The 19,782-nt window shown below is 70.8% G+C and carries 15 protein-coding genes; 8 read left to right on the top strand and 7 right to left on the bottom strand.

Annotated elements, in window-relative coordinates:
* Window positions 1-22 precede the first annotated feature (22 nt).
* Together F4562_RS28950 and F4562_RS28945 are read left to right on the top strand one after the other, a co-directional pair.
* Window positions 23-1,009 carry an agmatine deiminase family protein gene (locus F4562_RS28950; protein ID WP_184548116.1) on the top strand — a complete coding sequence of 329 codons (987 nt, stop codon included), beginning with the start codon at window positions 23-25 and terminating at the stop codon, window positions 1,007-1,009.
* Between the two features lie 504 nt (window positions 1,010-1,513).
* Complete coding sequence (locus tag F4562_RS28945; RefSeq protein ID WP_311734277.1) at window positions 1,514-3,307, top strand: tetratricopeptide repeat protein; 1,794 nt, start codon at window positions 1,514-1,516, stop codon at window positions 3,305-3,307.
* 582 nt (window positions 3,308-3,889) lie between these two features.
* Here the strand turns inward: F4562_RS28945 and F4562_RS28940 are convergent.
* Both F4562_RS28940 and F4562_RS28935 read right to left on the bottom strand, forming a co-directional pair.
* A complete protein-coding gene (locus F4562_RS28940; protein ID WP_221207871.1) occupies window positions 3,890-5,029 on the bottom strand; it encodes a phosphotransferase enzyme family protein in 1,140 nt (379 codons plus the stop codon).
* 93 nt (window positions 5,030-5,122) lie between these two features.
* On the bottom strand, window positions 5,123-6,019 hold the full coding sequence (locus tag F4562_RS28935) for a class I SAM-dependent DNA methyltransferase (RefSeq protein ID WP_184548079.1): 897 nt from the start codon (window positions 6,017-6,019) through the stop codon (window positions 5,123-5,125).
* Between the two features lie 265 nt (window positions 6,020-6,284).
* On the opposite strand from F4562_RS28935, the gene F4562_RS28930 reads away from it, so the two are divergent.
* The gene (locus F4562_RS28930) at window positions 6,285-6,689 is read left to right on the top strand and encodes a GlcG/HbpS family heme-binding protein (protein WP_184548081.1); all 405 of its coding nucleotides are present in this window, start codon (window positions 6,285-6,287) and stop codon (window positions 6,687-6,689) included.
* A gap of 89 nt (window positions 6,690-6,778) precedes the next feature.
* On the opposite strand, the gene rbsK is transcribed toward F4562_RS28930, so the two are convergent.
* Window positions 6,779-7,675: a ribokinase gene (gene rbsK, locus F4562_RS28925; RefSeq protein WP_184548083.1), complete on the bottom strand. Its 897-nt coding sequence runs from the start codon at window positions 7,673-7,675 to the stop codon at window positions 6,779-6,781.
* A 727-nt stretch (window positions 7,676-8,402) separates the two neighbouring features.
* Here rbsK and F4562_RS28920 point away from each other — a divergent pair.
* Window positions 8,403-9,347, top strand: a complete 945-nt coding sequence (locus tag F4562_RS28920) for an FG-GAP repeat domain-containing protein (RefSeq protein ID WP_184854799.1) — start codon at window positions 8,403-8,405, stop codon at window positions 9,345-9,347.
* 6 nt (window positions 9,348-9,353) lie between these two features.
* Here F4562_RS28920 and F4562_RS28915 read toward each other — a convergent pair whose 3' ends face one another.
* Both F4562_RS28915 and F4562_RS28910 read right to left on the bottom strand, forming a co-directional pair.
* Entirely contained in the window at window positions 9,354-10,001 is a 648-nt protein-coding gene (locus F4562_RS28915; RefSeq protein ID WP_184548088.1) for a response regulator, read from the bottom strand.
* Window positions 9,992-11,239, bottom strand: coding sequence for a sensor histidine kinase (locus F4562_RS28910; protein WP_184854798.1), 1,248 nt, complete (start codon window positions 11,237-11,239; stop codon window positions 9,992-9,994). The genes F4562_RS28915 and F4562_RS28910 overlap by 10 nt, the downstream gene beginning before the upstream one ends.
* A 192-nt stretch (window positions 11,240-11,431) precedes the next feature.
* Between F4562_RS28910 and F4562_RS28905 the strand changes: the two genes are divergently transcribed.
* Window positions 11,432-12,811, top strand: coding sequence for an acyltransferase family protein (locus F4562_RS28905; RefSeq protein WP_184541306.1), 1,380 nt, complete (start codon window positions 11,432-11,434; stop codon window positions 12,809-12,811).
* Here F4562_RS28905 and F4562_RS28900 read toward each other — a convergent pair.
* Window positions 12,767-13,282, bottom strand: a complete 516-nt coding sequence (locus F4562_RS28900) for a hypothetical protein (RefSeq protein WP_184541307.1) — start codon at window positions 13,280-13,282, stop codon at window positions 12,767-12,769. The genes F4562_RS28905 and F4562_RS28900 overlap by 45 nt on opposite strands.
* A 152-nt stretch (window positions 13,283-13,434) precedes the next feature.
* On the opposite strand from F4562_RS28900, the gene F4562_RS28895 reads away from it, so the two are divergent.
* Both F4562_RS28895 and F4562_RS28890 read left to right on the top strand, forming a co-directional pair.
* Window positions 13,435-15,927, top strand: coding sequence for a DEAD/DEAH box helicase (locus F4562_RS28895; protein ID WP_184541308.1), 2,493 nt, complete (start codon window positions 13,435-13,437; stop codon window positions 15,925-15,927).
* 41 nt (window positions 15,928-15,968) lie between these two features.
* Entirely contained in the window at window positions 15,969-16,484 is a 516-nt protein-coding gene (locus tag F4562_RS28890) for a DUF2087 domain-containing protein (RefSeq protein ID WP_184541309.1), read from the top strand.
* Here F4562_RS28890 and F4562_RS28885 read toward each other — a convergent pair.
* Complete coding sequence (locus F4562_RS28885; RefSeq protein WP_184541310.1) at window positions 16,451-17,413, bottom strand: helix-turn-helix transcriptional regulator; 963 nt, start codon at window positions 17,411-17,413, stop codon at window positions 16,451-16,453. The two genes, F4562_RS28890 and F4562_RS28885, sit on opposite strands and share 34 nt — an antisense overlap.
* A gap of 63 nt (window positions 17,414-17,476) precedes the next feature.
* Between F4562_RS28885 and F4562_RS28880 the strand changes: the two genes are divergently transcribed.
* Window positions 17,477-19,729, top strand: coding sequence for an excinuclease ABC subunit UvrA (locus F4562_RS28880; RefSeq protein ID WP_184541311.1), 2,253 nt, complete (start codon window positions 17,477-17,479; stop codon window positions 19,727-19,729).
* Window positions 19,730-19,782: the final 53 nt, after the last annotated feature.

Here is a 19,782-nt window from a genome sequence, read left to right as displayed (position 1 = left end):
AGGAGCGCCGACCGTGTTCTTCATGCCGCCGGAGTGGCACCCGCACACCCGTACCTGGATGTCCTGGCCGGTCGCCGGCTACGCGCTGGCCGACGCCGAGGCGTCCTACCGGGCGTGGTCGGAGGTGGCCAACACGATCGTCCGCTACGAACCGGTCACCATGGTGGTCGATCCAAGCGGACGCGAGGCGGCGGCCCGGTGGCTCTCCCCACAGGTGGAGGTGGTCCAGCAGCCGCTGGACGACTGCTGGATGCGCGACAACGGCCCGACCTTCCTGGTGGACGGGCAGGGCGGGCTGGCCGGGGTCGACTGGACCTTCAACGGGTGGGGCTGGCACGCGCACGCCAAGGACGACCTGGTCGCCGCGGAGGTGCTGCGGCGCGCCGGGGCGCGGAGGTTCCGCTCAGAGATGGTCAACGAGGGCGGTGGCATCCATGTGGACGGCGAGGGCACGGTGATCGTCACCGAGACCGTGCAGCTCGGCGAGAAACGCAACCCCGGATGGACCAGGGAGCGGGTGGAGGCCGAGCTGCACGCCCAGCTGGGCGTGCAGAAGGTGATCTGGCTGCCGCGCGGGCTGACCGCCGACTACGGCGCGTACGGGACCAGCGGGCACGTGGACCTGCTGGCCTCCTTCGCCCGTCCCGGGCTGGTGCTCTGCCATGTCCAGCCCGATCCGTCGCATCCCGATTACGAGGTCACCCGGGAGAACCTGGCGATACTGCGTTCCGCCACCGATGCCAGGGGCCGGGCGCTGGAGGTCGTGGAGTTGCTCGCCCCGCAGACCCGGGAGGTCGGCGGGGAACTGGTCGACTACTCCTACGTCAACCACTATCTGGCCAACGGCCTGGCGCTGCTCTGCTCCTTCGACGACCCTCGCGACGCCCCCACGGCGGAGATCTTCGCGAAGCTCTTCCCCGACCGGGCCGTCGAGTCGGTGGACGCCCGTGACATCTTCGCGCTGGGCGGCGGGATCCACTGCATCACCCAGCAGGAGCCGAGGCCGTAACGGCTCCGCGCGGCGCTCAGCAGGGGCCGAGGCCGTAACCGGCTCCTGCTGGGTGACGCGGTAGGAGCCGAGGCCGTAACGGCTCCGCGCGGCGCTCAGCAGGAGCCGAGGCCGTGGGCGTGGGCGGCTCCACGTGGCGCGCATCAAAGACGACTGCACACCAGATGTCCAGAGGAATGTCCGAATCTGGCCACGATAATAATTAGATCTTGTCAGTAAGGGCGAATACTGCGAATACTTGCCATTTGTTCTTATTCGCGAGAGAGGTTGGCAATGAAGCACGTCATTGTTCACAAGCCCGGTACCGTCACGCTCAGCGGCGCCGCCAGCCCCAAGCACGTCGGCTGAGCCAATCCCGGAACCGGCGCCCGGCGCTGGGCGCCGGCCGGGGTACGCGACATAGCCAGTTATCATGCAATACCATCTAAGTCGCTATAAAGGAGTCTGGTGAGCCGGGCACCGCACCCGACGGGAGAGCCGTCACCTCCCGCCCTTCTGCCTCCGGTGAACGCGGACCGGCGCCTGCGCGGGCCGTACACCCTCGGGGGTGCGCTCGTCTCCGCGCTCGTCCCCGCCGCCCGGCCCGAGCTCGTCGCCCGCTACGACATCGAGCTGCGTGCCCTGGCACCCGACATGCACGACGCGATCCCCGCCCGGCGCCAGTCGGTGGCCGCGCACCTGCCCAGCGCGGAGCGGATCCTGGTGCACGCGCCGAAGCGCACGTTGCGCCTGGCCAACGGGGTGGCCGAGTTCCTGCGTGAGCATCTGGCCGACATCGGCCCCCACACGCTCGTCGTGGAGAACCTGCACGAGGCCGACCCGACCGACCGTGAACTGCTGGCGGTGCTGCGGCGCCGGATCCCCGCGGAACTGCTGACCGTGGTGACACACGAGCGGCCCCCGGCCGACGAACCGCTCAGCGAGGAGGAGCACGACGCCCGCGCCGACGCGCTGGAGCGGGAGGGCACGATCGGCGCGCGGCTCGGCGCGGTCCCCTACCACCGCGAGCACGGTGGTGACCCGGCCAAGGCGGTGGAGGCGTTCCGGTTCGCGGTCCAGTGGTGCCTGGACGCGGGCTGCCACGACGCCGTGGTGGATCTCGGCCGGCGGGCCCTGCGGCTCACCGACCCGCAGGACGATCCCGAGACCCGATGGCGGTTCACCCACAGCACCGCGACCGCGCTGGCCGCGCTGGGCCGGGAGGAGGAGGCCGAAGAGCTCTTCGACCAGGCCAGGCGCGAGAGCGTCTCCCCCGCCGTGCACTCGGCCGCCGCCTACGCGACCGGGATGCTCAAGGTCCGCCACCACGACCCGGCCCGCCGCGACCCGGATGCGGCACTGGCCTGGGTGAACCAGGCGATCGCCATCTCCACACTGCTTCCCGACCCGCATGAGCGGGCGTTCAAGCTGGGGTTCGACCTCAACGGCCGGGCTCTGGTGGAGGTACGACGAGGTGACCCCGGCAAGGCTCTGGAGCTGGTCCAGCAGGCCGTCGACCTGGCCGAACGTGATCTGCCGCCCGGCGCGCACCCGATCCACCGGCTGGTGCTGCTGGCCAACCGGGCACAGCTCACCGTGATGATGGGCCGCCCGGAGGAAGCGCTGGGCGACCTGGACGCGGTGATCGCAGCCGACCCCGGCTACCCCGACTACTACATCGACCGGGGCAACCTGCTGCACCGGCTGGGCCGGATGGACGATGCCATCGCTGACTACGAGACGGCCATGCGGGTCGGCCCGCCCTTCCCCGAGCCCTACTACAACCGCGCCGAGATCCGGTTCTCCCAGGGTGATCACCGGGGTGCGCTCGACGACCTGGACCACGCGCTGGAGCTGGATCCGGAGTTCGTGGACGGCCTGGCCAACCGGGCGGGGCTACGCGCGGCGTTCGGCGAGTACGGCAGGGCGAGGGCGGACGCGGAGGCCGGGCTCGCCCTGGATCCGGCCAACCCCTACCTGTTGTGCGCGCTGGGCCAGGTCGAGATGGCCGAGGGCCGGCACGGCAAGGCACGGGCGGCCTTCGACCGGGCGCTGGAACTCGCCCCCACGCTGACCGCCGCCTGGGCCAACCGGGGAATGCTGGCCTTTGAGAGCGGTGACCCGGAAGGTGCCGTGGCCGACTTCACCCGGGCACTCGACCCCGGCGCGGACCCGGCGCTGCTGTTCAACCGCGCGATGGCGCTGCGCGCCGCCGGGCGGGAGGAGGAGGCGGTCGCGGACCTCGTCCGCGCGCTGGAGCTCGCTCCGGACGACGAGGACATCCGGCGCGAACTGAAGGACCGGAAGACCCGCGGGTGATCCGCCCGGCTTCCGCCGCGGCGCGGCCACACCGGGAACCGGGATCCTCTCCGGGGAACCGGGATGCTCTGCGCGGGGAACGGGCGGGCCCGCCGGGAAACCGACCGCTCCGGGAAACCGGCCCCTCTCTCACCCCAAGCATCAATCACCAACGAAAGAGCATTACCCTCCCAGTATTACCATCAGTAATACATGCCTGCCATAGCGTACTTTTTAGCTCATTAGATTAATTTATCAGCACATATCATAAATTGCTGATATATGGCTACCGAGCGCGACATTCCAGCCGCCTCAGAGAATGTCACGGCCCCGGCTCGGGCGTTCCGGACGCCTCCCCAACCGAACGTTCCAGACGAACACCACGACCGAGCGCTCCGGACGAACACCACGACCGAGCGCTCCGGGCAACGGGCCCGACCGGGCACCCAGATGAACATCACGACTGGCCGTTGCGGGCAACGGGCCCGATCGGGCACCCGGGAGACGACGTTCCGGGCACGGACCGGCGGAGCGCCGCACACCTGCGCGCACCCGGTAAGCCCCCACACCCGCCCGGACCCGTCCACCGCGGGCGGCGCCGGGTCAGCCGAGCGTCCCGGACAGGTAGCGTTCGGCGAGGTCGCAGGTGCCCGCGGTGTAGCCGGCGCCGAGCTCCGCGGCGATGTCCGCACCGGTGTGGGTGCCGATCCAGGCGACCAGCAGCAGACGGCGGAACATGATGAACGTCCAGATCTCCGCCTCGTCCTCGACCGGGAGATCCATGACGAGGCGGTAGCCGCGCAGCCAGGAGTCGACCAGCTCGGGAACCTGGGGCCGGTCCTCGATGAAGCTGAGGGCGGCGGCGAGGTCGTAGAGGTGCCAGCCGAAACCGCAGTCGTCGAAGTCGATGACGCTGGGGGGTTCGTCACCCGCCACGAGCAGGTTGGCGAGCCGCAGGTCGGCGTGGATCAGCCCGTAGCGGTGCGGGTCGCGACCGAAGCGGTGGAGCCGCTCGCGTAGTTCCTCGTCGAGCCGGCGCAGCAGCGCCAGGGCGTCGGCCTCCATACCCAGGCCCTCCTGCCAGCGGCCCCACCGCGACTCGGCACCCAGGGCGGCCTCGTAGTCCCAGTGGAAGCGGGTGAACCCCGCAGGCCGGGACCAGTGTCGCGCGTGCCGGTGCATTCGCGCGGTGACGGCGCCGAGCCGCTCGAACCCGGCCGCCAGCCGGTCTTCGGGCGGCTCGGCGCCGGGCAGGAACTCGAACATCACGCAGTGGCGGGGCTCCGCGCCGGGGACGGTCAGCACCCGGGAGCCGTCGGGGGCGGGGATCACCCGCGGGGTGCGGACCCCGGCCTCCTCGCGGAGCGCGTCCAGCCAGGCGAGCTCGGACAGGATCGCCGGGGTGGCGTGGTAACCGAGGCGGTGCACCCGCAGGATGGACCGGACCCCGGTCACCGGGTCGTCGACCCGGTAGGTGGCGTTCTCCGACACGTTGATCAGGGTGATCTCCGCGCCGGGCAGGCCGTGGGCCCGCGCCGCCGCGCGGGCCGCCTCGTGCACCCGGACGAGCACTCCCCCACCGCCGGACAGGTCATGAACCCGCACATCGGAACGATCCCCGTCGTACGCGCCGACCGGCGGCCCCCCGCCCGCGGGCAGATCACAGGCCCGCACGCCGGAACGATCCCCGTCGTGCGCGCCGACCGGCGCGCTCCCGCCCGCAGGCAGAGCATGGGCCCGCATCGGTCCTCCAGAGCAGTCGCGCGAAGCGCCAGATCCTATCCCAGGCCGTTCGTGCGGAGCGCGCCGAGGGAGGATCTCCCCGGCCGGGGACCCTCAGGAGAGGCGGCTGAGATCCGGCGTCAGCCGCTCCGCCCCGGAGTCGTCCGGCAGCGGCGGGGCGTCCGCGGAGTGGGACCCGGCATCACCGGAGCTGTCGCGCTCCGCCGCTTCCCCCGTGGGGCGCCCTGAGGCGGGGAGCGTGATGCGGATCTTGGACTGCCGGTGCGGCAGCCGCTCCCAGTCGTCCATGAAGACCGCGTGCAGTCCGTGCTTGGCGGCCAGGGCCACCAGGGTCTCGGTGCGGTAGTAGAAGTCCTCCCGGAGCACCTGGTGCTCCTTGCCCTCGGTGCGGTCGAAGGTGAAGTCGAACCAGCCTCCGGGCTTCATGATCCGGGCGACGTGCTGGAAGCACTCCTCGATCACGGGGAGCGGCGAGTGGGAGAAGACGCTGTGCGCATGGATCACGTCGAACAACCCGTCCGGCAGGGCGGCGAAGCGCAGATCCCTGACCGGCATGAGATACGGGAGCTTCTCGCGCAGGCCGTGGGTGACGAGGGTCTCCTGCGCGGCGATGAGAATGTCCGGGGAGATGTCGATGCCGTAGTAGTTGCCGGCGTCGAGGTAGTCGATGAACAGGCGCCCGGCGCGCAGGTTGCCGCAGCCGATCTCCAGCATGCGGTGTTGCGGCTTCAGCCCGTGCCGCACCAGGTAGTCGAACTGCGTCTGCCCCATGGCCAGCCAGCGCCGGTGCGACTTGCTGCCCACCGCCGCACGGGGACTGCGCGCGGTGTCGGATCTCATGACCGCCCGGTAGTAGGCGACGTGGTCGCGGGTGGACAGGCGCAGCCAGGTGTCGCGGACCAGTCGCCGCAGATGGGGCACGATGCGCGCCGGGTGACGAAGCGCGTACCTGAGCTGGTGGACGATGCTCGCGCGGTTGTGGTTGTGCATGGTTCTCCCGGGTCGGACGGCACCTCGAAGGTCCTGGCGGTGAGAGGATCGTACCTCAGGGTGGGCGGTCAATTACTCTGCGTGACGACGCTCCGGCCGGTGAGCTCATCCTGGCGCGCGCGCCATCAGGTGACGGGTTCTCATCGGTCCTCCGGGCGGGCCGGGCAGGCGTCGGACTCTATGTGAGACCTTCCATACCCCCGACGGCGCCGGACGTGACCCGCTCCGCGCGCCTCCGCGGGATCCCGCAACGGTGAGGAGGCCGGTGAACCTCGAACTCGCGCTGCGCATGTGTGAGGCCGCGATGAGGCAGGCGCGCCGGGAGGGGGCCCTGATCTCGGTCGCGGTCGTCGACGAGGGCGGTCATCTCGTCGCCTTCCAGCGGATGGACGGCGCGCAGATCGCCGGCCCCGCCCTCGCCCCGGGCAAGGCGTACACCGCGGTGGCCCATCGCATGCCGACCGCCGACCTGGCCCGGCTCGCCCGACCGGGTGGCGAGCTGTACGGTCTGGCCGCCGGCGACCGGTACGTGTGCCTGGGCGGCGGCATCCCGCTCGCGGAACCCCGCCCGGGCAGAGGGGTGATGGGCGCCGTCGGCGTGAGCGGCGGCACCGTCCCCCAGGACGTCGCCTGCGCCGAGGCCGCCGCCGCGCTCTGGGAGGGAGAGTAGGCCCGTTCCGTCCGGGCCGCCTCGGCCACCGCTTCTACCGAGACTCCGACCTGTCTCGGCCACCGCTTCCACCGAGACTCCGGACCCCGTCAGACGCCGGCTCCGCCGAGACTCCGGTCGATCTCGGCCCGGGTGGGCATGGAGGTGCTGGCGCCCGCGCGCTGAACCGACAGGGCCGCCGCCGCGGTGGCGAAGCGCACGGCCTGGTCGGGCCGCTGCCCCTCGGCGCGGGCGGCGGCGAGTGCTCCCACGAAGGTGTCACCCGCGGCCGTCGTGTCGACCGCGGTCACCCGGCGCGCCTCGACGTGCACGACCTGGCCGTCGCTCTCCGCGGTGAGCGCGCCGCGCGATCCCAGGGTGACGATGACCCAGCCGACCCTGCCCCGCAGTTCCTCCATGGCACGCTCGTGATCCGCCTGGCCGGTGATCGCGATCGCCTCGTGCTCGTTGGCGACCAGGACGTCCACCGCCTCCAGCAACTCGGCCGGGAGCGGCTGCACGGGAGCCGGGGTGAGGACCACGGTGGTCCCGGCCGCGCGGGCGGCCCTGGCGGCGGCGGTGACGGCCTCGATGGGGAGTTCGAGCTGGAGCAGGAGGATCTCGGACCGGGAGATGACCTCGACGTCCGTCGCGGAGGGGGCGGTCATCGTGCCGTTGGCCCCGGGAACCACGATGATCGAGTTGCCGCCACCGTCCTCCACCACGATGTGGGCGATGCCGGACGGGCCGGGGACTGTGCGCAGGTTCGTCACGTCGACGCCCGCGCCGGCGAGCGTGCGGCGCAGCTCCGGGCCGAAGGAGTCGTCGCCCACGGCGCCGAGGAAGGCGACCTCGGCGCCGGCTCGCGCGGCGGCGATGGCCTGGTTGGCACCCTTACCGCCGGGGATCGTGCCGAACGTGTGCCCCGTCACGGTCTCACCCGGCGCGGGAGCGGCCTCGACGTAGGCGACCAGGTCCATGTTGACGCTGCCGAACACCGAGATCATGGTTCCTCCACCGCCGTGGCCGGCGATCCGGCCGGCCAGTTCGTCCGGACCGGCCCCACCCGAACCGGCGACACCGACCGGCCGGTCCTCCCGGGACCGCTCCTCTGGTTCTCCGGCGCGCCGTGCGGCGCGCCGGAGATCGAGCCTACGGTCCCGCCCGCGGAACGCGTGCTCCGGCCCCCTGCCGCCGGCCCACACGGAGCCGGACGGGCGTCGGCGTTCCCCGCGCCGGACGGCGGAAGCCGTCAGTATCGCACACCACAAACACCACTCAAATCCCCAAAAAACCCCAGGCTTTCTGTATTAATCAAATCTCACACCGTATTTACATACCTCACCTAAAGGCGGATCAATTCAACGAGACAATCACCTCGACGACAACCGGTGAAAGCAGCAAAAGGCACACACCACCACCACGTGAACGGCGAATCGCACCTCATCGGAGACCTTTGACTAATTCACGGAAGCGCGCTTCCGGCACGGCCTTTCGCGTTATCGTTCCACCGGAGGCGGCCGGAGTCTCCGCTGGTTCGGGCAGGGAACCGGTGAATCCGGAGTGCACCGCCCGAAACCTGCAGCACCCGACTCATGCGAGGAATGACGAGGAATGACCATGCGCCGTTCTGGTGTCAGCGTTACCGATGAAATCCCGTCCGCCCTCTCCTGCGGGAATCCCGCAGGGCGGTCCGGGCGGAACCTCAGGCGATTCGCGATTCTCACCGCCGCGATGACGGCCGGGCTCGTCACGGCGACCGGTGTCTCCCACGCCGACGGTTTCCGGCCGAACGAGGCCTGGACGGCCAACCCCTACTACGGCACCCGCGGCACCTACTTCGCCGATGCCACCGGCGACGGCCGCGCCGACGCCATCGTCGTCAACGACGACCGCGTCACCGTCCGCCGCTCCACCGGCACCCGGTTCAAGCCCAACGAGGCCTGGACGGCCAACCCCTACTACGGCACCCGCGGCACCTACTTCGCCGACGTCACCGGTGACCGCCGCGCCGACGCCATCGTCGTCAACGACGACCGCGTCACCGTCCGCCGCTCCACCGGCACCCGGTTCAAGCCCAACGAGGCCTGGACGGCCAACCCCTACTACGGCACCCGCGGCACCTACTTCGCCGACGTCACCGGTGACCGCCGCGCCGACGCCATCGTGGTGAACGAGGAGGGCGTCACCGTCCGCCGTTCGATGGGCGATCGTTTCACCCCGAACGAGACGTGGACCACCAACCCCTACTACGGCACCCGCGGCACCTACTTCGCCGACGTCACCGGCGACGGCCGCGCCGACGCCATCGTCGTCAACGACGACCGCGTCACCGTCCGCCGCTCCACCGGCACCGGATTCGCCCCCAACGAGACGTGGACCACCAACCCCTACTACGGCACCCGCGGCACCTACTTCGCCGACGTCACCGGCGACGGCCGCGCCGACGCCATCGTCGTCAACGACGACCGCGTCACCGTCCGCCGCTCCACCGGCACCGGATTCGCCCCCAACGAGACGTGGACCACCAACCCCTACTACGGCACCCGCGGCACCTACTTCGCCGATGCCACCGGCGACGGCCGCGCCGACGCCATCGTCGTCAACGACGACCGCGTGACCCTCCGCCGCTCGCATGTCGCCGACCGGGGCGGCCGGTCCCGCCAGGGCCTCGGGTGAGTCCCGTCACGACCTCAGGTAGGCGAGAACCGCGAGGACACGGCGGTGGTGGTCGCTGTCCTCGGAGTACAGGCCGAGTTTGGCGAAGATGTTGCGGATGTGCTTCTCGACGGCCCCGTCGCTGATCACGAGTTGGCGACCGATCGCCGGATTGGACTTACCCTCGGCCATCAGGCCCAGCACCTCGCGCTCGCGCGGGGTCAGCTGGGCCAGGGGGTCGTCACGGCGGCGGCGGATCATCAGCTGGGCCACCACCTGCGGGTCGAAGACCGTCCCGCCGGACGCCACCGCGCGCAGGCCGCCCATGAAGTCGTCCACGTCCACGACCCGGTCCTTGAGCAGGTAACCGACCGCTCCCCGGGCGTCGGCGAGCAGGTCGTCCGCATAGGAAACCTCCACGTACTGGGACAAGATCATGATCGGCGTGCCCGGAACCTTCCGGCGCGCCTCGACCGCCGCGCGGAGCCCCTCGTCGGTGAAGCCCGGCGGCATCCGGACGTCGACCACCGAGACGTCCGGCCTGTGCTCGACGACCGCCTGCACCAGGCCCGCACCGTCCCCGACGGCGGCGACCACCTGGCAGCCGAACTCCTCCAGCAGCCTGATCAGACCTTCCCTGATCAGCACCGCATCGTCGGCCACGACTACCCGCACGGAACCTCCGCCACTATGACCGTCGGCCCGCCGACGGGTGAATCGACCGTCAGCTCGCCGTCCACCGCCCTGAGGCGGTCGGCCAGACCGGACAGACCATGTCCCTTGGCGACATGGGCGCCGCCGACCCCATCATCCCCGACGGTGAGCATCAGCGTGTCACCGGTCCGGCTCAGCGTGACGGTGCAGACCGTGGCGCGGCTGTGCTTGGCGGCGTTGGCCAGCGACTCGGCGGTGACGAAGTACACGGTGTTCTCGATCGCGGCGGTGAAGCGCCCGGTGACCTGCACGTCCAGCTCGACCGGGATGGGCGAGCGGCCGGCCAGGGCGGCCAGCGCCGGGGTCAGCCCGCGGTCGCTGAGGATGGGCGGGGCGATGCCGCGCGACAGGGCACGCAGCTCGTCGAGGGTCTCGCGGGTGGAGGTGATGGCCTGGTCGAGCATCTCCTGCACCGCCTGCGGGTCGCGCTTGAGCTGGCGCTGGGCCCGGGAGAGGTCCATGGCCAGGGAGACCAGGCGCTGCTGGGGGCCGTCGTGGATGTCGCGCTCCAGCCTGCGCAGCGCGTTGGCCTCGGCGGAGACCGCCGCGGCCCGGCCCTCGGCCAGGTCGTCGATGCGCTCGTGCAGCTCGGCGACGCCGGTGAGCATGGCCCGGCCGAGCCCGGCCTGGAGCAGCGCGGCGCTGCGCACGACCACCGGCAGGGTCAGGGCGAACAGCACCCCGATGACGGTGTTGATCACGACGTCGACCGCGGTGCCGCCCAGGCCGAGCAGGTGGGCCAGCCCGCCGTCGTTACCGGGGATCGCGGCGACGATCCAGCCGTAGAGCGGGTAGGTGAGGCCGAGGATCGTCCCGGCCCACCAGGTCACCGTGAGCACGAAGGTCACGACGGCGATCGGGAAGGCCACGATGCCGTGGAGCAGGTCCAGCCATGACTGGCCGTTGGTCAGCGGGTTGGCCATCCTGCGGAACCAGCCGGCCCCCTCGGGCGCCGGCCGGTAGCGCGGCCGGGCGACCGGACGCCCCAGCACCTCCGGCAGCCAGCGCCGCTCGACGTCGGCGAACCCCCTGGCCAGCATCAGTGTCATCGCCAGGATCGGCACGCCCACCCACACGACCACCGTGCCGATCCCGGCGGCGAAACCGGTCACCATCACCGCGAACCAGACGACGGCCAGGGGAAAGCCCGCCAGCAGGTAACGGGTGTCGGTGCCGACGCGGCTCAGGAGCGCTCTCATGCCGTCCACGCTATGGGGAAGGCCCCGCGTGATCGACCCGGCCGACCGGCGTCCCGGGGGTGGGGTACGCCCTACCTCCCGCAGTGGGGTGATCTTGCAGGAAAGACTGCTGTCCGCGTGACTGCGCTCGCGGAGTCGGGACGAAAGGCTCTTCACATCGCTCCCCGCCCCCGCAGAGGAATCGAGAACCCTGTGACCACCCTGATCCCACGTCCGGCGACCCGTACGGCCTCCGCCGTTCGTGACCCGTTCATCGACGTGCTCCGCCTGCTCGGCATCGCCCTGGTGGTGCTGCAGCACTGGAGCATGCCGGTGCTGTCCTTCGCCGGCGACCGGCTGGCCACCGGCAACGCGCTCGCCGCCGGGAACGGCTGGATGATCACATGGGTCAGCCAGGTGATGCCGCTGGTGTTCTTCGCCGGCGGGGCGGCCAACGCGATCAGCCGGCGGGCCGCGGTTCGCCGCGGCGGCGCGCCCGCCGCGTGGCTCGCGGTGCGGCTGCGGCGTCTGGCGTGGCCGGTGGTGCCGCTGGCGGCGGTGTGGCTGCCCCTCCCCCACCTGCTGCTGGGGCTCGGCATGCCGGAGCAGCCGGTGATCACGGCCTCGCGGCTGGCCGGACAGTTGCTGTGGTTCCTGGCGATCTACCTGGTCGCGGTGGCGCTGACTCCCTGGATGCTCCGCCTGCACACGGTGTACGGCCGGTGGGTCCCCGCGGCGCTGGTGGCCGGGGCCGCCGCGGTGGACGTCCTGCGCTTCGGCACCGGCCTGGAGGCGATCGGCTTCCTCAACATCGTGCTGGTCTGGATCGCGGTGCACCAGCTCGGCTTCCTGTACGTCGACGGGCGCCTGGGCCGCCCCTGGCTGCTGGCGGCCGGCGGGTACGGCGCGGCCGCGGTGCTGGTGGTCTTCGGCCCGTACCCGCTCAGCATGATCGGGATGCCGGGCGCGGCCGTCTCCAACATGGCGCCGCCCACGATGGCGCTGCTCGCCGTGGGGATCGGCCAGATCGGACTGGCGCTGGGGCTGCGCCCGTGGATCGTCGTCCTCGCCGGGTGGCCGGGGGTGGCCCGGGTCATGAGCTGGGCGGGCTCCCGGATGATGACCGTCTACCTGTGGCACATGAGCGCGCTGTTCGTCATCACCGCGGTGGTCGTGGTCGGTCTGGGGATCTCCACCCCGCTGCCGGGTACGTCGGCCTGGCTGTCCGGCTGGCCGCACTGGCTGGTCCTGCTGGTGTTGGCGATGTGGCCGATGCTGCGGGGTTTCGCCCGCTTCGAGGAGCCGCCCGCCGTCGCGCCTTACACCGGGGGGACGGTCAGGATCGCGGTGGCCGCCGCGCTGGTCGGAGCGGGGCTGCTCACGCTCACGGTGATCGGCTTCACCCCGGGCCTGGCTCCGCTGCTCGGGACGGGCGCGATCGTGGCGGGTCTGGCGCTGACCCGCTCGGCGCCCCGGGCCACCGTGGTCCCGGCTCCCCGGCCGGTGCCGCCGGCCGAGGGAGTCGCGACGTCCGCCGGCGACGGCAGGTCAGTTGGTACAGTCCTGGTCGTTGAGGGCCAGGCCCACCTGTGAGACCTTGCTCCCCGAAAGCAGGAAGTAGTAGGAGGCCTTGGGGTTGCCTGGGACCGCGGCGACGGGGTATCCGCTCGCCGACTGCTTGAGCCTGGGGTAGGCCCTCTTCAGCTGCGCCTTGGTGGAGCCGACGCCGATCCCCTGGGGAGTCCTGACACCCCGGGGGGCGAAGATCAGCGCTACGCCGCGCCGCTTGGAGATGTACAGGCCCACCCCGTCGCGGCCGGTCGGGTGCGCCTTCAGGTCCCAGGCCGCGCACGGGCCCTGGAAGGGCTTGCGCACGATCTTCCCGGTGGCCTGGGCCTTCTTGGCGCTCATCCCGAGCGTCAAACCGCCGTATCCGAACGGTCCCAGTTTGCCACCGGCGGACTCGGCGACCGCCGTGGGGGCGAGGCCGGTCAGCAGCATCCCTCCGGCCAGCGCCGCCACCAGCGCCGGACGGCCCAGACGGCGGACGGTAGCGTGTTTCATCACTGTTCCTCCATGATCGTGAGTCGTGCGGTGGTTTAGAGTAAAGATCACCCTCAGAAGTTCGTACCATCTTGGTGCCGAATCCGTACGACGATCGCACCCGGTGCCACAGACCGGCCCGACCACTGCCGGTTCTTCGGCAGTATTGGACCGTGAGCCTTGTAGACCGACTGCCAGAAGAGATCGACGCCGACGCCGACACCATCTTCGACGCCTTCGTCGAGTGGAACTCCGAGCGAGGGCTCACCCTGTATCCGGCGCAGGAGGAGGCGTTGATCGAGGTCGTCTCCGGGAACAACCTGATCCTGGCCACCCCGACCGGGTCGGGCAAGAGCCTGGTCGCCGCCGGGGCCCACTTCACCGCACTCACCCGCGACGTGCGGACCTTCTACACCGCCCCGATCAAAGCCCTGGTGTCGGAGAAGTTCTTCGACCTGTGCGCGCTCTTCGGCACCGAGAACGTCGGGATGATGACGGGCGACGCGAGCGTGAACCCGGGGGCGCCGATCATCTGCTGCACCGCCGAGATCCTCGCCAACGTCGCGCTGCGCGACGGCGCCAAGGCCGACATCGGCCAGGTGGTGATGGACGAGTTCCACTTCTACTCCGAGCCGGACCGGGGCTGGGCCTGGCAGGTGCCGCTGCTGGAGCTGCCGAACGTCCAGTTCATCCTGATGTCGGCGACACTGGGGGACGTCACCAGGTTCGAGGGGGACCTCACCCGGCGCACCGGCCGGCCCACCGCGGTGGTCAAGAACGCCGAGCGGCCGGTCCCGCTGGTCTACTCCTACCGGCTGACCCCGCTGCACGAGACGCTGGAGGAGATGCTCTCCACCAACCAGTACCCCGTCTACGTCGTGCACTTCACCCAGGCCGCGGCCATGGAGCGGGCACAGGCGCTGATGAGCATCAACATGTCGACCAAGGCGGAGAAGGAAGCGATCGCCGCCATGATCGGCAACTTCCGCTTCACCACCAGGTTCGGCAAGGCCCTGGCCCGGCTCGTGCGCCACGGCATCGGCGTCCATCACGCCGGGATGCTCCCGAAGTACCGCCGCCTGGTGGAGCGGCTCGCGCAGGCGGGCCTGCTGAAGGTCATCTGCGGCACCGACACGCTCGGCGTCGGCGTCAACGTGCCCATCCGGACCGTGCTGTTCACCGCGCTGTCGAAGTACGACGGCAACAAGGTGCGGCGGTTGCGCGCGCGCGAGTTCCACCAGATCGCGGGCCGGGCCGGCCGGGCCGGTTTCGACACCATCGGTTATGTCGTCTGCCAGGCCCCCGACCACGTCATCGAGAACGAGAGGGCGTTGGCCAAGATCGGCGACGACCCCAAGAGACGGCGCGGCTACGCCAGGAAGAAGCCGCCGGAGGGGTTCGTCGGCTGGAGCGAGGAGACCTTCGAGAAGCTCCAGACGGCCGAGCCCGAGCCGCTCAGCTCGCGGTTCAAGGTCAGCAACGCCATGCTCCTGGCGGTCATCAACCGCCCCGGCGACTGCTACGCGGCGATGAGGCACCTGCTCACCGACAACCACGAAGACCGCAAGTGGCAGCGGCGGCACATCAGCCAGGCCATCGCGATCTACCGTTCGCTGCTGGCCGGCGGTGTGGTGGAGAAGCTGAGCGAGCCCGACGAGCAGGGGCGGATGGCCCGCCTCACGGTCGACCTCCAGGAGGACTTCGCGCTCAACCAGGCGTTGTCCACGTTCGCGCTGGCCACGCTGGAGCTGCTGGACATGGAGTCGCCGACCTACGCCCTGGACATGGTCTCGATCATCGAGTCGATCCTGGACGACCCGCGTCAGATCCTGTCGGCCCAGCTCAACAAGGCGCGAGGTGAGGCCGTGGCGCAGATGAAGGCCGACGGCGTCGAGTACGAGGAGCGGATGGAGCTCCTCACCGAGGTCACCTACCCGATGCCGCTGGCCGACCTGCTGCTGGGCGCGTACGAGACCTACCGGCGCGGCCACCCCTGGGTGGCCGACTACACGGTCAGCCCCAAGAGCGTCGTGCGCGACATGTACGAGCGGGCGATGACCTTCGCCGAGTACGTCCAGTTCTACGAGCTGGCCCGCTCCGAGGGCACGGTGCTGCGCTACCTCGCCGACGCCTACCGGACCCTGGCCAGGACCATCCCGGAGCACCTCAAGACCGAGGATCTCGTCGATCTCATCGAGTGGCTCGGCGAGCTGGTCCGCCAGGTCGACTCCAGCCTTCTGGACGAATGGGAGCAGTTGCAGAACCCCACCGGGGAACTGGAGCAGCCCTCCCTGGAGGAGAGCACCAAGCCGGTCACCGCGAACACCCGCGCGTTCCGCGTGCTCGTCCGCAACGCGATGTTCCGCCTGGTCGAGCTGGCCGCCCTGGAGAATGAGGAGGAGCTGGCGCAGCTGGCGCCCGACGTCGACTGGGGGGCCGCGCTCGACGCCTACTACGAGGAGCACGAGGAGATCGGCACCGGCCCGAACGCCCGCGGTCCCGGCCTGCTCCGCATCGAGGAGGAGACGGGGCTCTGGCGGGTCCGGCAGGTCGTCGACGATCCGGCGGGCGACGGCGACTGGGGCATCGACGCCCAGGTCGACCTGGCCGCCTCCGACGAGGAGGGCCGGGCGGTGCTCCACGTCATCGGGCTGAACCGCCTCTGAGCGGGTGGCCGCGCCTGGCGCGCTGCCCCGAGAATGACGGCATGAACGACGAAGCGATCAGGCAGGTGCTCGGCCTGCTCTACCAGGAGGACACGCTGCGGGTGCTGTCGGCTCTGGCGCTGGGCGGTACGCCGGAGGGGGCCGGGCTCGACCGGGAGGCGACGCGGCGGGCACTGGACCGGCTGGAGCGCGGCGGGCTGGTGTCGCGGCAGGACGACGGCGCGTGGCGGGTGCGGCGTGAGCGGTTCCGCGAGCTGCTGCACGCCACGGCCAGGCCCGCGCCGCCAGCCTCCACCGAGGAGAAGGTGCTGCAGTCCTTCCTCGTCGACGGGCGGCTGCGGGCGATCCCCAGCAAGCGCGACAAGCAGCTGGTCGTGCTCGACTACGTGGCCCAGGTCTTCGAGCCGGGGGTCCGTTACTCGGAGAGGGAGGTCAACGTGGCGTTGCGCGCCTTCCACGACGACTACGCGGCACTGCGCCGCTACCTGGTCGACGAGGCGCTGCTGAGCAGGGAGAACAACGTCTACTGGCGCAGCGGCGGCTCGGTCGACGCCTGAAGGCGGGCGGCCAGTTCCCGGATGAGGCCGACCAGCTCGGGCGGTTCGTGGACGGTGAAGTCCAGGCCGAGCAGCCCGATGGTCAGGGCCAGCCACTCCAGCGAGTCGCCGCCGGTGCGCAGCAGGCAGCTTCGCTCGTCCAGTTCCTGGAGAACCCAGCCGGGTCCGGAGTATCGCTCCGCGACCGTCGCCGGCGGCGCGTGCACGGTGACCACCGCCCGGTGCCGGCTGATGGGGGCGACGATGGACGCCTCGACGTACCCGGGGGGCGGCTCCCGCGGCGGGAAGCGCACACCGGTGCTCCGCGGCGAGCTGAGCCGGTCGACGCGGAAGGTCCGCCAGTCCTGCCGGTCGACGTCCCACGCCACCAGGTACCAGCGCCGCCCGGTGGAGGCCAGCCGGTACGGTTCGGCGATCCGGCCGCCCTCCTGGCCGTCGCGGCGGCGGTAGCCGAAGCGGATCCGTTCGCGGTCGCGGCACGTCTGGGCCAGCAGGGCGAGGGTGCCCGCCTCGACGGTGGGCGTGCCGCCGACCGGCGTCACCGGCTGGGTCTGGGACTGCAGGGTGTGCACACGCCGCCGTAGCCGGGAGGGCAGGACCTGTTCCAGCTTCGCCAGGGCACGGGCCGAGGTCTCCTCGATCCCGGCCACCGTCCCGCTCGCCGCGACGCGCAGGCCCACGGCGATGGCCACCGCCTCCGCGTCGTCGAGGAGCAGCGGCGGCATGGCCGTGCCCGCCTCCAGGCGGTATCCCCCGGCCGGGCCGGTCGTCGCGTGCACCGGGTATCCCAGATCGCGCAGCCGCCCGACGTCGCGCCTGAGCGTGCGCGCGCTGACCCCGAGCCGTCCGGCCAGCTCGGGGCCGGGCCACTCCCGGTGCGCCTGGAGGAGGGACAGCAGCCTGAGCACCCGTCCCGCGGTGTCCGCCATGGCATCCACGATGCCACCGATTGCGGCCGGAATCTGACCTGAACCCTGGTTAGGGTCGCGGGAATGAGCCACATCGAGATAACGGGCGCCCGTGAGAACAACCTCAAGAACATCTCCCTGAAGATCCCCAAGAAGCAGATCACGGTCTTCACCGGCGTCTCGGGGTCGGGCAAGTCGTCCATCGTCTTCGACACGATCGCCGCGGAGTCGCAGCGGCAGCTCAATGAGACCTTCACCGCGTTCGTCCGCAACCGGCTCCCCCGCTACGGTCAGCCGGACGCCGACGCCATCGAGAACCTCTCCGCCGCGGTCGTCGTCGACCAGCGGCGGCTCGGCGGCAGTTCCCGCTCCACCGTCGGCACCGTCACCGACATCTACACGCTGCTGCGGCTGCTGTACTCGCGTGTCGGCACGCCGCCCGCCGGATACTCCAACGCCTTCTCCTTCAACGACCCGGCCGGGATGTGCCCGGAGTGCGAGGGCGTGGGCCGGAAGGTGACCCTGGACGTCGACCTGGCCCTCGACCGGTCGAAGTCGCTGAACGCAGGCGCGATCCTGCTGCCGAGCTTCCGGGTCGGCACGTGGTACTGGAAGACGTACACCAACTCGGGGCTCTTCGACAACGACAAACCGCTGGCGGACTACACCGAGGAGGAGTGGAACACGCTGCTGCGCGGCAGCGGGCCGGAGGTGTTCTTCGAGACGAAGGGCGGGACGGTCCCGCAGAAGTTCGAGGGGATCGTCGACAAGTTCCACCGGCTCTACATCGACAAGGACATCGAGGGGGCGTCCAAGCGGGACGCCCTGCTGGAGTTCGTCTCCATGCGGCCGTGCCCGTCATGCGGGGGTGCCAGGCTCAACCGGGCGGCGCTGGACTGCCGGATCGGCGGACGCAACATCGCCGAACTGGCCGCGATGGAGGTGCGCCACCTGGGGGACGTGATCGCCGCCGTCGACGACCCGGCCGCGGTGACGGTGGTGCCGGCGATCCTCGCCAGGCTGCGGCACATGGTCACCATCGGCCTGGGCTACCTGAGTCTGGACCGGCCCACGCTCAGCCTGTCCGGCGGGGAGTCGCAGCGGATCAAGATGGTCAAGCACCTGGGCAGCAGCCTGACCGACATGACGTACATCTTCGACGAGCCCACCGTGGGTCTGCACCCGCGCGACGTGTCGAACATGAACGACCTGCTGCGCGAGCTGCGCGACAAGGGCAACACCGTGCTCGTCGTCGAGCACGACCGCGACGTCATCGAGATCGCCGACCACGTGGTGGACGTCGGTCCCGGGGCGGGTACGTACGGCGGCGAGATCGTCTACGAGGGCGGCGTGGAGGGCCTGCGGCAGTCCGACACCCTCACCGGCAGGCACATGCGCCGCAACCGGCCGCTGAAGGAGTCGTTCCGGAAGCCGACCGGCGCGCTGACCGTCACCGGCGCGAACGTGCACAACCTCAGGGACGTCACGGTCTCCTTCCCCACTGGGGTGCTCACCGTGGTCACCGGGGTGGCCGGCTCCGGCAAGAGCAGCCTCGTCAACGAGGCGTTCGCCGCCGCGTACCCGGACGCGGTGGTGATCGACCAGTCGGCGATCGGCACCTCGGTCCGGTCCACCCCGGCCACCTACACGGGGTTGATGGACGAGGTCCGCAAGCTGTTCGCCGCCGCGGGCGGGGTGAGTCCCGCGCTGTTCAGCTTCAACTCCAAGGGGGCCTGCCCGGAGTGCCGGGGGCTCGGGGTCGTCTACGTCGACCTGGCGTTCATGGACGGGGTCACCTCGGTGTGCGAGGTGTGCCGGGGGCGGAGGTTCCGCGAGGAGGTCCTACGGCATACGCTGCGCGGCAGGTCCGTCTCCGACGTGCTGGAGATGACGGTCGGCGAGGCCGTGGAGTTCTTCACCGAGCCGGGGCCGCTGCGGACGGTGCACGCCCTGGCGGAGGTGGGGCTGGGCTACCTCAGACTCGGCCAGCCGCTCAGCAGCCTGTCCGGGGGCGAGTGCCAGCGGATCAAGCTGGCCGGTGAGCTCCACAAGAAGGGCAGCGTCTACGTGATGGACGAGCCGACCACCGGGCTGCACATGGCGGACGTCGAACGCCTGCTGGCGATCGTGGACAGCCTGGTGGACGGGGGCAACACGGTCGTCGTCATCGAGCACGACCTCGACGTGATCAGGAGCGCCGACTGGATCATCGACCTCGGTCCCGACGGGGGCGACCGGGGCGGCACCGTCGTCTTCGAGGGCACCCCGCTGGGCCTCCTCGACGAGCCGGGCTCCTTCACCGCCGAGCACCTCCGTCGCGATCTCGCCCGCCGGTAACCTCCCGTAATCTCCCGGAACATCCCACGGTGCCCCGGTGTCGCGGGCCGCCC

This window comes from Streptosporangium becharense (assembly GCF_014204985.1).
In the GTDB taxonomy this organism is placed as follows: domain Bacteria; phylum Actinomycetota; class Actinomycetes; order Streptosporangiales; family Streptosporangiaceae; genus Streptosporangium; species Streptosporangium becharense.
This window is presented reverse-complemented; position numbering and strand designations above follow the sequence as displayed.

Excerpts from the sequence above, each read along its gene's own strand:
- F4562_RS28910 (WP_184854798.1), bottom strand. The coding sequence starts at position 11,239 with ATGAGAGCGCTCCTGAGCCGCGTCGGCACCGACACCCGTTACCTGCTG.
- F4562_RS28935 (WP_184548079.1), bottom strand. The coding sequence starts at position 6,019 with ATGCACAACCACAACCGCGCGAGCATCGTCCACCAGCTCAGGTACGCG.
- F4562_RS28920 (WP_184854799.1), top strand. The coding sequence starts at position 8,403 with ATGACGGCCGGGCTCGTCACGGCGACCGGTGTCTCCCACGCCGACGGT.
- F4562_RS28890 (WP_184541309.1), top strand. The coding sequence starts at position 15,969 with ATGAACGACGAAGCGATCAGGCAGGTGCTCGGCCTGCTCTACCAGGAG.
- F4562_RS28880 (WP_184541311.1), top strand. The coding sequence starts at position 17,477 with ATGAGCCACATCGAGATAACGGGCGCCCGTGAGAACAACCTCAAGAAC.
- rbsK (WP_184548083.1), bottom strand. The coding sequence starts at position 7,675 with ATGATCTCGGTGTTCGGCAGCGTCAACATGGACCTGGTCGCCTACGTC.
- F4562_RS28900 (WP_184541307.1), bottom strand. The coding sequence starts at position 13,282 with ATGAAACACGCTACCGTCCGCCGTCTGGGCCGTCCGGCGCTGGTGGCG.
- F4562_RS28940 (WP_221207871.1), bottom strand. The coding sequence starts at position 5,029 with ATGCGGGCCCATGCTCTGCCTGCGGGCGGGAGCGCGCCGGTCGGCGCG.
- F4562_RS28885 (WP_184541310.1), bottom strand. The coding sequence starts at position 17,413 with ATGGCGGACACCGCGGGACGGGTGCTCAGGCTGCTGTCCCTCCTCCAG.
- F4562_RS28950 (WP_184548116.1), top strand. The coding sequence starts at position 23 with ATGCCGCCGGAGTGGCACCCGCACACCCGTACCTGGATGTCCTGGCCG.